This window comes from Streptomyces sp. SID8374 (assembly GCF_009865135.1).
GTDB lineage: Bacteria > Actinomycetota > Actinomycetes > Streptomycetales > Streptomycetaceae > Streptomyces.
Genome location: NZ_WWGH01000002.1, coordinates 602473 through 616107, shown reverse-complemented (window position 1 = coordinate 616107; position 13635 = coordinate 602473). Strand labels below are relative to the sequence as shown.

General features: G+C 70.3%; 11 protein-coding genes. 2 read left to right on the top strand and 9 right to left on the bottom strand.

Annotated features, from left to right (window positions below):
• The first annotated feature begins 117 nt into the window (after positions 1 to 117).
• Both gabT and GTY67_RS26500 read left to right on the top strand, forming a co-directional pair.
• A complete protein-coding gene (gene gabT, locus GTY67_RS26505) occupies positions 118 to 1458 on the top strand; it encodes a 4-aminobutyrate--2-oxoglutarate transaminase (protein ID WP_161280526.1) in 1341 nt (446 codons plus the stop codon).
• 149 nt (positions 1459 to 1607) lie between these two features.
• The gene (locus GTY67_RS26500) at positions 1608 to 2432 is read left to right on the top strand and encodes a phosphatase PAP2 family protein (protein WP_161280525.1); all 825 of its coding nucleotides are present in this window, start codon (positions 1608 to 1610) and stop codon (positions 2430 to 2432) included.
• Here GTY67_RS26500 and GTY67_RS26495 read toward each other — a convergent pair.
• The 9 genes from GTY67_RS26495 to GTY67_RS26455 form a co-directional block, all read right to left on the bottom strand.
• Entirely contained in the window at positions 2383 to 3612 is a 1230-nt protein-coding gene (locus tag GTY67_RS26495; protein WP_161280524.1) for a lipase family protein, read from the bottom strand. The genes GTY67_RS26500 and GTY67_RS26495 overlap by 50 nt on opposite strands.
• 177 nt (positions 3613 to 3789) lie before the next feature.
• Complete coding sequence (locus GTY67_RS26490; RefSeq protein ID WP_161280523.1) at positions 3790 to 5616, bottom strand: glycoside hydrolase family 18 protein; 1827 nt, start codon at positions 5614 to 5616, stop codon at positions 3790 to 3792.
• A 118-nt stretch (positions 5617 to 5734) separates the two neighbouring features.
• A complete protein-coding gene (locus GTY67_RS26485; RefSeq protein ID WP_093686968.1) occupies positions 5735 to 6199 on the bottom strand; it encodes a hypothetical protein in 465 nt (154 codons plus the stop codon).
• Positions 6200 to 6338: 139 nt separating this feature from the next.
• Complete coding sequence (locus GTY67_RS26480) at positions 6339 to 7754, bottom strand: FAD-binding oxidoreductase (protein WP_161280522.1); 1416 nt, start codon at positions 7752 to 7754, stop codon at positions 6339 to 6341.
• A 23-nt stretch (positions 7755 to 7777) separates the two neighbouring features.
• Entirely contained in the window at positions 7778 to 8581 is an 804-nt protein-coding gene (locus GTY67_RS26475) for an ABC transporter permease (RefSeq protein WP_093686964.1), read from the bottom strand.
• Positions 8581 to 9522, bottom strand: a complete 942-nt coding sequence (locus GTY67_RS26470; RefSeq protein ID WP_093686962.1) for an ABC transporter permease — start codon at positions 9520 to 9522, stop codon at positions 8581 to 8583. The genes GTY67_RS26475 and GTY67_RS26470 overlap by 1 nt, the downstream gene beginning before the upstream one ends.
• Positions 9519 to 10673 carry an ABC transporter ATP-binding protein gene (locus GTY67_RS26465; protein ID WP_161280521.1) on the bottom strand — a complete coding sequence of 385 codons (1155 nt, stop codon included), beginning with the start codon at positions 10671 to 10673 and terminating at the stop codon, positions 9519 to 9521. The genes GTY67_RS26470 and GTY67_RS26465 overlap by 4 nt, the downstream gene beginning before the upstream one ends.
• A gap of 85 nt (positions 10674 to 10758) precedes the next feature.
• Positions 10759 to 12006 carry a spermidine/putrescine ABC transporter substrate-binding protein gene (locus tag GTY67_RS26460; protein WP_093686958.1) on the bottom strand — a complete coding sequence of 416 codons (1248 nt, stop codon included), beginning with the start codon at positions 12004 to 12006 and terminating at the stop codon, positions 10759 to 10761.
• 74 nt (positions 12007 to 12080) lie between these two features.
• Entirely contained in the window at positions 12081 to 13595 is a 1515-nt protein-coding gene (locus GTY67_RS26455; RefSeq protein WP_161280520.1) for a gamma-aminobutyraldehyde dehydrogenase, read from the bottom strand.
• Positions 13596 to 13635: the final 40 nt, after the last annotated feature.

The following is a 13635-nucleotide window of genomic DNA, read 5'->3' as shown; positions in this document are numbered from 1 at the left end:
TGTCCGCGACGGACAACGACACGCGGCCATCACTCCCGATCGGAGCATGCCCGGGTACGTCCCCCGCCCCTAGCCTGCGATGAGAAGAGCGTCCGAAACACCCCCCAGGAGCCCCTCATGACCGCAATCCCGCAGGAGCGCCGCGTCGTCACTGCCATCCCCGGCCCGAAGTCGGTGGAGCTTCAGGCCCGCCGTATCGCCGCCGTCGCCGCAGGTGTGGGCTCCACCCTGCCGGTGTTCACGGCCCGCGCCGGTGGCGGGATCATCGAGGACGTGGACGGCAACCGCCTGATCGACTTCGGCTCCGGCATCGCCGTGACCTCGGTCGGCGCCTCCGCCGAGGCCGTCGTACGCCGGGCCTCCGCGCAGCTCGCGGACTTCACCCACACCTGTTTCATGGTCACGCCGTACGAGGGGTACGTCGAGGTCTGCGAGCAGCTCGCCGAGCTGACGCCGGGCGACCACGCCAAGAAGTCGGCGCTGTTCAACTCGGGCGCCGAGGCCGTCGAGAACGCGGTGAAGATCGCCCGCGCCTACACCAGGCGCACCGCCGTCGTCGTCTTCGACCACGGCTACCACGGCCGGACGAACCTCACCATGGGCATGACGGCGAAGAACATGCCGTACAAGCAGGGCTTCGGTCCGTTCGCGCCCGAGGTCTACCGCGTCCCGGTCGCCTACGGCTACCGCTGGCCGACCGGCGCGGAGAACGCCGGTGCCGAGGCTTCGGCCCAGGCCATCGACGAGATCACCAAGCAGATCGGTGCGGAGAACGTCGCCGCGATCATCATCGAGCCCGTGCTCGGCGAGGGCGGCTTCATCGAACCGGCCAGGGGCTTCCTCCCGGCGATCGCCCGGTTCGCCAAGGACAACGGCATCGTCTTCGTCGCGGACGAGATCCAGTCCGGCTTCTGCCGTACCGGCCAGTGGTTCGCCTGTGAGGACGAGGGCATCGTCCCGGACCTGATCACCACCGCCAAGGGCATCGCGGGCGGTCTGCCGCTCTCCGCCGTGACCGGCCGCGCCGAGATCATGGACGCCGCGCACGCCGGCGGTCTGGGCGGTACGTACGGTGGCAACCCGGTCGCCTGCGCGGGTGCGCTCGGCGCGATCGAGACGATGCGCGAGCTGGACCTGAACGGGAAGGCCAAGCGGATCGAGGAGGTCATGAAGGACCGCCTCGCCCGGATGCAGGCGAAGCTCCCGAACGGCGACATCATCGGCGACATCCGCGGCCGTGGCGCCATGATCGCGATCGAGCTGGTGAAGTCCGGCACGAAGGACCCGGACCCGGAGGCGGCCGGTGCGCTCGCCAAGGCCTGCCACGCCGAGGGCGTCATGGTCCTGACCTGCGGCACCTACGGCAACGTGCTGCGCTTCCTGCCGCCGCTGGTGATCGGCGAGGACCTGCTCAACGAGGGCCTGGACGTCATCGAGCAGGCTTTCGGCACGCTCTGATCCTTCGAACCCGGTGACGGGCGTGCGGCCGTCCTCCGACGCCGCCGTCCGGCATCCGGGTGAGGGCCTGTGAAGAAGGTGTGCGGGGGCGATGGCGGGTGGCGGTTGCGACTGTCGGCCGCCTCTCCGCTGCCGTACGGTTCTTGCAGATGAGAGAAACACATCGCCCGCAGGAGACTGCGGGCGATTCCGGGCCGGGGCTCCCCGAGCACCGTCCCGGGCGTGCCTTCGTGCACGCCTCCGGAGCCTCGGGCTCCGGGACTCCTCACCGATCGGACGGCCGCCCGCCCCACACCCCCCGGGGCGCGCGGCGACCCGGTCCCGCCGGCCATCCCGGAACAACCCCCCCTGTTCCCGGGTGGCCGGCCTCTCTCTTTCTCGGCTCCCTGATGGCGCTCTTCGCGCTGATCACCTGGCAGGTGGCGGTCGGCGGTCCGCTGCTCCGGCTGGACGAGCGCGTCGGCGAGAGCCTCTTCCTGCGCGGCCCCTCCGCCCTGACCCAGCTCTTCTCCGACCTCGGCGGGGTGGCGGTGGCGCTCCCCGTCCTCGTCTGCGCGATCGCGTACGCGCTGTGGCGCGGTGCCCGGCGGCTGCCGGTGTACGCGGCCCTCACCATGGCGGCCGTGCCCGCGCTGGTGATCCCGCTGAAGGTGGCGACCGCCCGGCAGGGACCGCTGACGGAGGCCGTCAACTACTACCCGTCGGGCCATACGGCGACGGCGGCGGTGGCGTACGGGGCTTCGGCGCTGCTCCTCCTCGCCGTCCCCCGGCCCGCGTGGCTGCGTGCGTGGGTGCCGCCCGCCGCCGCTGTCCTGCTGACGGCGGCGACGGGCGTCGGTCTGGTGCTGCACGGCTACCACTGGCCGCTGGACGTGCTGGCGAGCTGGTGTCTGGGGCCGGTGCTGCTGGCGCCGCTGTGGTGGGTCAGCCGTCGGCGGCGTCGTCCGCGAGGAGAGCCGCGAGCCACCCGGTGAGCTCCGGGGTGTCGTGGCCGATGGTCGCGAAGTGGATGCCGAGCGGTTCGTCGGCGGGGACGGCGCCGGGCTCGTAACGGCGGTAGTGGATGTTCCCCCGTTCGCTGTTCGTCGCGGTGAGTTCCTCGACCAGTGCGTCGGTGCCGAGCAGCGGTGCGGGGTCGGCGCGGACGCGTTCGTCGTCGGCGGCCTGGACGATGCGGACCGGGACGGTGATGGCCAGGTCCGGGTTCATCGCCTCCACCTGGCGGTCGAACTTCTCCTGGTGGGGGTTGGGCGTGTGCGGGTAGCCGGGGCGGAACTGCTCGGTGCCCTTGATGCCGCCCCAGGAGTCGGGGCGGCTCAGACCGGCGCGGGAGCGCTGCCGTACGTGGGGCCAGAGCTGCTCGTACGCCCGGGGTGAGAGGACCTGTTCCGGGTCGATCGTGGGGTCGCCGCCGAGGGCACCGGCGAGGAAGAGCGGGGTGAAGGCGAAGCCGCTGTTCTCCTGGCCGAGGAGGGAGCCGGCCCGGACGAGGCCCAGGAGGTGGTTGGCGGGCGCGATGGCGGCGACGCCGACGAGTCCTTCGACCCGGCCCGGCGCGTGGTGGGCCGCGAACAGGGCCGCCTGGCCGCCCTGGGAGTGCCCGACGATCGCGAACCGCTCCCCGATCTCCCCGGGGAAGAGCCTGCGGGCCGCCGTCACGATGTCGAGGACGCCCATCGCCTCGGAGCGGCCGCAGAGGTACGGGTGCAGGTGCTGTTCCGCACCCGTGCCCAGCGCCTCGTAGTCGGTCATCGCCACGGCCCACCCCTGGTCCAGGAAGTGGCCGAGCAGCGTGAGCGGATAGGCGTTCATGGGCGAGGCCCCGGTGTCGCCCCGGTCCCGTGAGGGCGCGCAGCGGTCGGCCGCGCCCACCGTGCCGTGGGCCCAGCTGATCAGCGGGTAGCCGCCCGCGGGGACGGGGTGGGCGGTGCGGTCGGGCAGGGCGATGATGCCCGAGGTGGCGACCGGGGTGCCGTCCGCGCCCTCCGACCGGTGCAGGACCAGCCAGTTCTCGCCACCGGGTACTGCGGCGGCGGGGTTGTCCAGGGGGCGGGCCCGGATCAGGTCGCCGGGGGCGCCGTCGGGTAGCGGTATCGGCGAGGTGTAGAACGCGTCCCCTACGGGGGAGCCCGCCGAAGCTGCACCTGTGCTCACACGCTGTCCTTCCTCGAACGCGACGGGCGGGAGCGCCCGTTCGCGTCGTGATCACCCTAGGACGGCACCGGAGTGGGACGGCATGGATGATGCCCGTCGCCGCGATCCTCTTCACCCCGGCGACGGGCATCGGTCTGGTGGGCACCTCAGCGGTGCTTCATGGGCCTCAGGGGTGCCTCAGCGGCCGAAGTAGGCGTTGAAGTTGCGGGAGAACTCCCAGTTGTTGAACCGGTCCCAGTTGATGGACCAGGTCATCAGCCCGCGCAGGTCGGACCAGGTCCCGTGGGTCTGGTAGGAGCCGCAGTCGATCTTCTTGATCAGGCAGTTGAGCGCCTTGTTCACCTCGGCCGGTGAGGTGTGGCCGTTGCCCGCTTGAGTGGAGGCCGGGAGGCCGATGGCGACCTGGTCGGGGCGCAGGCCCGGGAAGACGCGGCTGGTGTCGCCCGCGACCGGGAAGCCGGCGAGCAGCATGTCGGTCATCGCGATGTGGAAGTCCGCGCCGCCCATCGAGTGGTACTGGTTGTCCAGCCCCATGATCGGGCCCGAGTTGTAGTCCTGGACGTGCAGCAGGGTCAGGTCGTCGCGCAGGGCGTGGATGACCGGCAGGTAGGCGCCGGCGCGCGGGTCCTGGCCGCCCCAGGGGCCGGAGCCGTAGAACTGGTAGCCGAGCTGCACGAAGAAGGTCTCCGGCGCCATGGTCAGGACGAAGTCGGAGCCGTACTTCGCCTTGAGGGTCTTCACCGCTGAGATCAGGTTGACGATCACCGGCGAGGTCGGGGAGCGGAAGTCGGTGTCCCCGGTGTTCAGCGAGAGGGAGTGGCCCTCGAAGTCGATGTCGAGGCCGTTCAGGCCGTAGGTGTCGATGATCTTCGAGACCGAGGTGACGAAGGCGTCCCGGGCGGCGGTGGAGGCGAGCTGCACCTGGCCGTTCTGGCCGCCGATGGAGATCAGGACCTTCTTCCCCGCCGCCTGCTTGGCCTTGATGGCGGCCTTGAACTCCGCCTCGGACTCGACGTTCGGGCACTCGGCGACCGGGCAGAGCGAGAAGCGGATGTCGCCCGAGGTGACGGAGGTGGGCTCACCGAAGGCGAGGTTGATGACGTCCCAGGAGGCGGGCACGTCCGCCATGCGGGTGTAGCCGGAGCCGTTGGCGAAGCTGGAGTGGAGGTAGCCGACGAGCGCCCGGGCGGGGAGCTTGGTGTCGCCGCCGCCTCCGCCGCCCGCCGTGGTGGTCGCGGTGACGGCGGCCGACTTCGCGGACTCGCCGGCCGCGTTGGTGGCGGTGACCTGGAAGCTGTACGCCGTCGAGGCGGCCAGCCCCGTCACGGTGGCGGACGGACCGGTGGCCGAGGCCACCTTCGTACCGCCTCGGTAGACGTTGTAGCCGCTCGCGCCCGAGACGGCGTTCCAGGAGAGGGCGACCGAGGAGGCGGTCACGGCGGTGGTGCGCAGGCCCGCGGGGACGGCGGGGACGACCACGGGGTCGCCGCCGGGGCCGACGAGGGTGAGGTCGTCGACGTAGTGGGCGGGGGTGCCGTACCAGCCGTGGGTGTAGACGCTCACGGAGGTGGTGGAGGGGCCGGTGGTGAAGCTGGTGGTGAGCTGCTTCCAGGCGCCGGCGGACTGGGTCCAGGTGGAGACGTCGGTGGTGCCGGTGCCGGTGGCGCCGAGGTAGACGGGGCTGCCCTGCACCCAGGCGCTCAGCGTGTAGCGGGAGTTGGGCTTGACCGTGACCGCCTGGGAGCACTTGGCGTTGTCGTTGCCCGCCGGGGTCCCCTTCAGCGCCTTCGTACCGCCGTGCACCGGGGTGGAGACGGCCGAGCCGCTGCCGGCGGTGCAGGTCCAGCCGTCGAGACCCGACTCGAAACCGCCGTTGCGCGCCACGTCCACGTCCGCCGCGCTCGCCGCCGGTGCCGTGGCGACCAGGGCACCGGCAGCGAGCACTGCGGCCGTACAGGCGGCCAGAAGTCCGGAAAATCTGACGGTTGGTCCGGTGCGTTCCACAACAGCCTCCGTGCAGGGGGGAATTGGGTGTGGCGTGCGCACAACATGGTCCAGACCAATCAGGTTGTCAAGACCTCTGGCAGCGGGGTCACCCCCTCCACGGCCTCCGGGGCGCGAGTCACCCCCCTTCGCGGTCGCCCTGGGCGGCGGCTCCGGCCGCCTCGTGCATCGCCAGCTCCAGCAGCGCCGCGTCCGTGAGGGTCCCCGAACCGTCCGGCGGGATCAGCCACCGCACTCCCCCGGCCGCCCGGCCCGGGTGGGGAACGACGATCCAGGTGCCGGGACCCGCACCCCGGATGCCGGTGCCGAGCCAGCGGGACGCGGTGCCCGGCGGGACGAAGAAGCCCATCCGGGACTCGCCGAAGTCGGCGAGGACCGGTCCGGGCCGGTCGATGAGCCGGGTGAGCACGTCCAGCGTCGGGTAACCGAGCTCGCCCGGCAGAATCAGCACATCCCAGCGCTTGCCGGCGGGGAGGAGCGCGATCCCCTGCGGGTTCCGCTCCCACTCCCACCGGCAGGCGCCGGGATCCGGTGCCACCGATGTGAGCCATTCGACCGCGGCCCTGGTCTCCGAGCCAGTCATGACCAGCCTCCCGTTGACGTGTGGACACCGGCAGGGTCCTACCGGTGCGTACACGGGCGAGAGAGCGACGGCCGCGAACTATGACGCGGGTTCCGGCTACTTGTTGGTAGTGAGGTGGATCACACTGTTGGACAGAGTGTCAGCTGTCGAAACCCAGCCCCAGCTTGTCCATGGTCTTCAGCCAGAGATTGCGGTGTCCGCCATTGCTGTCGGCGCGGGCGAGGGACCGCTTGGTGATCTCGATCCCGGCCCAGGCGAAAGGCTCCGGCGGGAACGGCATCGGCTTCGAGCGGACCATTTCCAGCCGGGTCCGCTCGGTCTCCTCACCGGCGAGCAGATCCAGCATCACATCGGCCCCGAAACGGGTGGAGCCGACGCCGAGACCCGTATATCCGGCGGCGTACGCGACCCGTCCCTGATGGGCCGTTCCGAAGAACGCGGTGAAGCGGGAACAGGTGTCGATCGCACCGCCCCAGGCGTGTGTGAAATTCACCCCGGAAAGCTGCGGGAAACAGTCGAAGAACTGCTCCGCGAGTTTCAGGAACGTCTCCGGCCGCTGGTCCAGTTCGGCGCTGAGCTTTCCGCCGTACGGATAGATCGCGTCGTATCCGCCCCACAGGATCCGGTTGTCCGAGGAGAGCCGGAAGTAATGGAACTGGTTCGCGCTGTCGCCCAGTCCCTGGCGCCCCTTCCAGCCGATGGATTCGAGCTGCTCGGGGGTGAGCGGTTCGGTCATCAGCGCGTAGTCGTAGACCGGCACGGTGTACGGGCGGACCCGCTTGACGAGCGAGGGGAAGATGTTGGTGCCGAGCGCGACCCGGCGGGCGAAGACGCGACCGTACGGCGTACGCACCGCCATCCCCGGGCCGGAGCGCACGAGGTCGAGGCCCCGGGTGTGCTCGTAGATCCGTACGCCCAGCTCCAGGCAGGCCCGCTTCAGGCCCCAGGCGAGCTTCGCCGGGTGCAGCATCGCGACGCCGTTCCGGTCCCAGAGGCCGCCGAGGAAGGTGGGCGAGTCGACCTCGGCGCGCAGGGCGTCGCGGTCCAGGAAGTCCACGCCGGTGATGCCGAGCGCGGTGATCTCCTGGTGCCATTCCCGCAGCTCTTCGAGCTGGTGGGGCTCGGTGGCGACGTCGATCTCGCCGGTCCGCTCGAACTCGCAGTCGATGCCGTAGCGGGCGACGGCCGCCTCGATGGCGTCGAGGTTCCGCTCCCCCAGCTCCTCCAGCCTGGCGATCTCGTCCGGCCACCGCTCCACGCCGTTGGCCAGGCCGTGGGTGAGGGAGGCGGCGCAGAAGCCGCCGTTGCGGCCCGAGGCGGCCCAGCCCACCTCGTGCCCCTCGATGAGGACGACGTCCCGGCCGGGGTCGCGCTCCTTGGCGATGAGCGCGGTCCACAGCCCGCTGTAGCCGCCGCCGATGACCAGGAGGTCGGCGTGCTCGTCGCCGGTGAGGGCGGGGAGCGCGTCCGGTTTGGCCGGGTCGTCCAGCCAGTAGGAGACCGGCTTGGCGCCGGAGAGTGATTGTGCAGCGATACTCATGGCAGCTGGGGCCATGGTTTCCAACTCCTTCGGGACTTTCAGTTTCGAGCGTTGCTCTTCCGCCGGCTCGCGATGAGCTGGCCGACGAGGACCATCGTTACCGCAATGATGAACATGGCGGTGCCGATGACGTTGATCTGCACGGGCGTGCCGCGCTGTGCCGATCCCCAGACGAACATGGGGAACGTGACGGTGGAGCCCGCGTTGAAATTCGTGATGATGAAATCGTCGAACGAGAGCGCGAAAGCGAGCAGCGCACCCGCCGCGATTCCGGGGGCGGCGATGGGAAGGGTCACCCGGAGGAAGGTCTGCACGGGTCCCGCGTAGAGATCGCGGGCGGCTTCCTCCAGTCTCGGGTCCATCGACATCACACGCGCCTTGACGGCCGTCACCACGAAGCTGAGGCAGAACATGATGTGCGCGATCAGCACGGTCCAGAAGCCGAGCTGGGCGCCCATGTTCAGGAAGAGCGTGAGCAGGGATGCGGCCATGACGACCTCGGGCATCGCCATCGGCAGGAAGATCAGCGAGCTGATCGCGCCGCGCGCCCGGAAGCGGTAGCGGACCAGCGCGAAGGCGACCATCGTGCCGAGCGCGGTCGCCCCGAGCGTCGCCCAGAAGGCGATCTGGAGCGAGAGCGAGAGCGAGCCGCACATGTCGGCGACCCCGCAGGGGTCCTTCCAGGCGTCCAGCGAGAACCGCTGCCACTCGTAGTTGAACCGCCCGTTGGGCTTGTTGAACGAGAACACCATCACGACGATGTTCGGCAGGATCATGTACGCGAGGGTCAGCAGACCCGCGATGACGATCAGGTTCCGGCGTATCCAGCGCAGTACGGGCATCAGACCAGGTCCTCCGTCCCGGAGCGGCGGATGTAGAAGGTGACCATCAGCAGGACGATCGCCATGAGGATGAACGAGAGCGCGGCGGCCGTCGGATAGTCCAGGACCCGCAGGAACTGGCTCTGGATGACGCTGCCGACCATCTTGGTGTCGGTGGAGCCCAGCAGCTCGGCGTTGACGTAGTCGCCGCTGGCCGGGATGAAGGTCAGCAGGGTGCCGGAGACGACGCCGGGCATGGAGAGCGGGAACGTCACCTTGCGGAAGGTGGTGGCGGGGGTGGCGTAGAGGTCGCCCGCCGCCTCGTGCAGCCGGCCGTCGATCCGCTCCAGCGAGGTGTAGAGCGGCAGGATCATGAACGGCAGGAAGTTGTACGTCAGACCGCAGACGACGGCCATCGGGGTGGCGAGGACCCGGTTGGACTCGGTCCAGCCGAGCCAGCTGGTGACGTCCAGGACGTGCAGGGTGTTCAGCACGTCCACGACCGCGCCGCCGTCGGCGAGGATCGTCTTCCACGCCAGCGTACGGATGAGGAAGCTGGTGAAGAACGGGGCGATGACCAGCACCAGCACCAGGTTGCGCCAGCGGCCCGCCTTGAAGGCGATGAGGTAGGCGAGCGGGTAGCCGAGCAGCAGGCAGAGGATCGTGGCGGTGCCCGCGTACAGCAGGGACCGGATGAACTGCGGGTAGTAGTCGCGCAGCGCGTCCACGTACGTCTGGAAGTGCCAGGTGACCTCGAAGCCCTGCTCCAGGGAGCCGGTCTGTACGGAGGTGGAGGCCTGGTAGACCAGCGGCAGGGCGAAGAAGACGAGCAGCCAGAGGATGCCGGGGAGCAGCAGCCAGTACGGGACGAGCCGTTTACGGGCGGAGGGCTTGCGGAGCGTGAGCTTCCGGGGCTCCTCGGGCTCTGCGGGGGGCGCGGGCGGCGCTTCGGTGAGGCTCACTCCGCGTCCTCCACGCTCAGGGCGCCCGCGCCGATGTCCTGGGCGGCGTCGAGGCCGAAGGTGTGGGCCGGGTTCCAGTGCAGGACGACCTCGGCGCCGGGGGTGAGCCGGGTGTCCCTCTCGATGTTCTGCTCGTAGACCTGGAGGGCCGTTCCGGCCGGGCTCTCGACCACGTACTGGGTGGAGACGCCGATGAAGCTGGAGTCGGTGATGCGGCCGGTGACCCGGTTGCGGCCTGCGGCGATGTCCCCCGCGTCGTCCGCGTGGGCCAGCGATATCTTCTCGGGCCGGATGCCGAGGAGGAGGCGGCCGCCGCTGGTGGTGGGGGCCGAACATCGCTCGCGGCGCAGGGTGAGCTTCCCGCCGCCCGCGGCCACGACGAGGTCGGTGCCGGAGGAGACGATCTCTCCCTCGATGAGGTTGGAGGTGCCGAGGAAGTTGGCGACGAAGGTGGTGCGCGGGTTCTCGTAGAGGTCGGCGGGGGCGCCGAGCTGTTCGACGCGGCCCCCGTTCATCACCGCGACGGTGTCGGCCATGGTCATGGCCTCCTCCTGGTCGTGGGTGACGTGCACGAAGGTGATGCCGACCTCGGTCTGGATCCGCTTGAGCTCCAGCTGCATCTGGCGGCGGAGCTTGAGGTCGAGGGCGCCGAGCGGCTCGTCCAGCAGCAGGACCTGCGGGTGGTTGATGAGCGCGCGGGCGACGGCGACGCGCTGCTGCTGGCCACCGGAGAGCTGGTGCGGTTTGCGGCGGGCGAAGTCGCCGAGCTGGACCAGCTCCAGCATGTCGTCGACCTGCTTCTTCACCGACTTGATGCCGCGCCTGCGCAGCCCGAAGGCGACGTTCTCGGTGATGTCCAGGTGCGGGAAGAGCGCGTAGCTCTGGAAGACGGTGTTGACCGGCCGCTTGTACGGGGGCAGGTCGGTGATGTCCTTGCCGCCGAGGAACACCGTGCCGGTGGTGGCCTCCTCCAGCCCGGCGATCATCCGCAGGGTGGTGGTCTTGCCGCAGCCGGAGGCGCCGAGCAGGGCGAAGAAGGAGCCCTGCGGGACGGTCAGGTCCAGGGGCTGTACGGCGGTGAAGGAGCCGTAGGTCTTGCTGATCCCGACGAGGCGGACATCGCCGCCCGCGGTCTGCTGCTGCTGTGTCATGGGTCGCGGTCCCAGTGTGTTCGGGGGGAGTTCGGGGAAGGGGTGGCCCGGCGCCTCGGTGGCCGCGCGCCGGAGCCCGGCCCGGTCAGGCGCCGATGAGTTTGGCGAACTTCTCCTCGTACGCCGTCTCTTCCTCCGTGCTCAGGGAGCGGAAGGAACGGGACTTCGCCGCCATCTCCCGGTCGGGGAGGATCAGGGTGTTGGAGGCCATCGACTCGTCGATCTTGGCGAGTTCATCGCGTACGCCGTCGACCGGACAGACGTAGTTGATGTACGCGGCGAGCTGGGCGGCGACCGGCGGCTCGTAGTAGTAGTCGATGAGCTTCTCGGCGTTGGTCTTGTGCCGGGCCTGGGCCGGGACCAGGAGGTTGTCGCTGGAGGTGATGTAACCGGCGGCCGGGATCGCGTACTTGATGTCCGGGTTGTCGGCCTGGAGCTGGATGATGTCCCCGGCCCAGCCGACGCAGGCGGCGATGTCGCCCTTGCTGAGGTCGGCGGTGTAGTCGTTGCCGGTGAAGCGGCGGATCTGCTTCTTGTCGACGGCCTTCCGGAGCCGGCCGATCGCCCCGTCGAAGTCGGCGTCGCTGAACTTCCCCGGGTCCTTGCCCTGGTCGAGGAGGGTCATGCCGATGGTGTCGCGCATCTCGGAGAGGAAGGAGACGCGCCCCTTGAGCTTCGGGTCGTCCAGGAGCTGGGTGACCGAGTCGACCTTGCGGCCGCCGGTCGCCTTCGCGTTGTACGCGATGACCGTGGGGATGCCGGTCCAGGGGTAGGAGTAGGCGCGGCCGGGGTCCCAGTCGGGGGTGCGGAACTGGGCGGAGACGTTGGCGAAGGCGTGCGGGAGGTTCGACGGGTCCAGCTTCTGCGCCCAGCCGAGCCGGATGATGCGGGCGGCCAGCCAGTCGGTGACGCAGATGAGGTCGCGGCCGGTGTTCTGGCCGGCGGCGAGCTGCGGTTTGATCTTCCCGAAGAACTCGACGTTGTCGTTGATGTCCTCGGTGTACTTGACCCTGATCCCGGTGCGCTTGGTGAACGCCTCCAGGGTGGGCCGGCTCTTCTCGTCGTCGCTGACGTCCATGTACTCGGTCCAGTTGGAGAAGGTGACTTCCTTCTCCCTCTCCGAGTGGTCGTCGGCGGCGGCCGCTCCCTCGGCGCGTCCGGCGGGCGGGATGCCGCAGGCGCCGAGGGTGGCTATCCCGCCCAGGGCGAGGGCGCCCATGCCGGAGGCGCGCAGCAGGGAGCGGCGGGTGAGGGCTCCCCTGCCGCTGGTCAGGGAACGCTTCATGGCCGCCAGCTGGGCGGACGAGAGGCGCTCGGGCTCGTAACTCTCCATACGCTGTTGCCCTTTCGGGTGGGAGGCCGCTGGGGCCTGTCGTCGCGGACAGGCCCCCGGTCGCGCGGCAGCTGCTATCGGTCCCCGAAGATCGTGCGGTGCCAGTCCTTCCGGGCCACCGCGGTGTTGTCGTACATGACGTGCTTGACCTGCGTGTACTCCTCGAAGGAGTACGCCGACATGTCCTTGCCGAAGCCGCTGGCCTTGTATCCGCCGTGCGGCATCTCGGAGAGGATCGGGATGTGGTCGTTCACCCACACACAGCCCGCCTGGATCTCGCGGGTGGCGCGGTTCGCTCGGTACAGGTCGCGGGTCCAGGCGGAGGCGGCCAGTCCGTACGGGGTGTCGTTGGCGAGCGCGATGCCCTCGTCGTCGGTGTCGAAGGGCAGGACGACCAGGACCGGGCCGAAGATCTCCGACTGGACGATCTCGCTGTCCTGGGCGGCGTCCGCGACGAGGGTCGGCCGGTAGTACGCGCCGTCGGCGAGGTCGCCGCCGGGGGCCTCGCCGCCGGTGACGACGCGGGCGTAGCCGCGGGCCCGGTCGACGAAGGCGGCGACGCGGTCGCGCTGGGCGTGGCTGATGAGGGGGCCGAGGTCGGTGGACGCGTCGAAGGGGTCGCCGAGCCGGACGGTCTCCATGAGCGCGGCGACGTCCCGGACGAAGGCGTCGTAGAGGGGGCGCTGGACGTAGGCGCGGGTGGCGGCGGTGCAGTCCTGGCCGGTGTTGATGAGGGAGCCGGCGACCGCGCCGTGGACGGCGGCCTCCAGGTCGGCGTCGTCGAAGACCACGAAGGGGGCCTTGCCGCCGAGCTCCAGGTGGAGGCGTTTGACGGTGGCGGTGGCGATCTCCGCGACCCGCTTGCCGACGGCGGTGGAGCCGGTGAAGGAGGTCATCACGACGTCGGGGTGGCCGACGAGGTGCTCGCCCGCCTCCTTGCCCGCGCCGGTGACGATGTTGATCACGCCGTCGGGAATGCCCGCCTGGGTGGCGGCCTGGGCGAACATCAGCGAGGTCAGCGGGGTGAGCTCGGCGGGCTTGAGGACGATGGTGTTGCCCGCGGCGACGGCCGGGAGGACCTTCCAGGCGGCCATCTGGAGCGGGTAGTTCCAGGGGGCGATGGAGCCGACGACACCGATCGCCTCGCGGCGTACGTACGAGGTGTGGTCGCCGTCGTACTCGGCGGCGGCCTTGCCCTCCAGGTGGCGGGCGGCGCCCGCGAAGAAGGCGGCGTTGTCGACGGTGCCGGGGACGTCGAACTCGGTGGAGAGCTTGATCGGCTTGCCGCACTGGAGGGACTCGGCGTACGCGAAGTCGTCGGCCTGCTCGGCGAGGACGGCGGCGAACCGGTGCAGGGCCTCGGAGCGCTCGCCGGGGGTGGCGCCCGACCAGCCGGGGAAGGCGGCCCGGGCGGCGGCGACGGCCGCGTCCACGTCCTCGGTGCCCGCCAGCTCGTACCGCAGGACGCTCTCGCCGGTCGCCGGGTCCACCACGTCGTGGTGGCGGCCGGACGTGCCGGGGAGCAGCTTGCCGCCGATGTACTGCGCACCTTCCGCGAAGCGGTCCTGAACCTGGAAGCCGTTGCTCATGACGCTCTCCTCCGCCGCTGTACCCGCTGAGCGGGGTCGG

Coding starts and splice junctions, on each gene's coding strand:
- gabT (WP_161280526.1), top strand. CDS start 118: ATGACCGCAATCCCGCAGGAGCGCCGCGTCGTCACTGCCATCCCCGGC.
- GTY67_RS26475 (WP_093686964.1), bottom strand. CDS start 8,581: ATGCCCGTACTGCGCTGGATACGCCGGAACCTGATCGTCATCGCGGGT.
- GTY67_RS26500 (WP_161280525.1), top strand. CDS start 1,608: ATGAGAGAAACACATCGCCCGCAGGAGACTGCGGGCGATTCCGGGCCG.
- GTY67_RS26480 (WP_161280522.1), bottom strand. CDS start 7,754: ATGGCCCCAGCTGCCATGAGTATCGCTGCACAATCACTCTCCGGCGCC.
- GTY67_RS26455 (WP_161280520.1), bottom strand. CDS start 13,595: ATGAGCAACGGCTTCCAGGTTCAGGACCGCTTCGCGGAAGGTGCGCAG.
- GTY67_RS26485 (WP_093686968.1), bottom strand. CDS start 6,199: ATGACTGGCTCGGAGACCAGGGCCGCGGTCGAATGGCTCACATCGGTG.
- GTY67_RS26465 (WP_161280521.1), bottom strand. CDS start 10,673: ATGACACAGCAGCAGCAGACCGCGGGCGGCGATGTCCGCCTCGTCGGG.
- GTY67_RS26460 (WP_093686958.1), bottom strand. CDS start 12,006: ATGGAGAGTTACGAGCCCGAGCGCCTCTCGTCCGCCCAGCTGGCGGCC.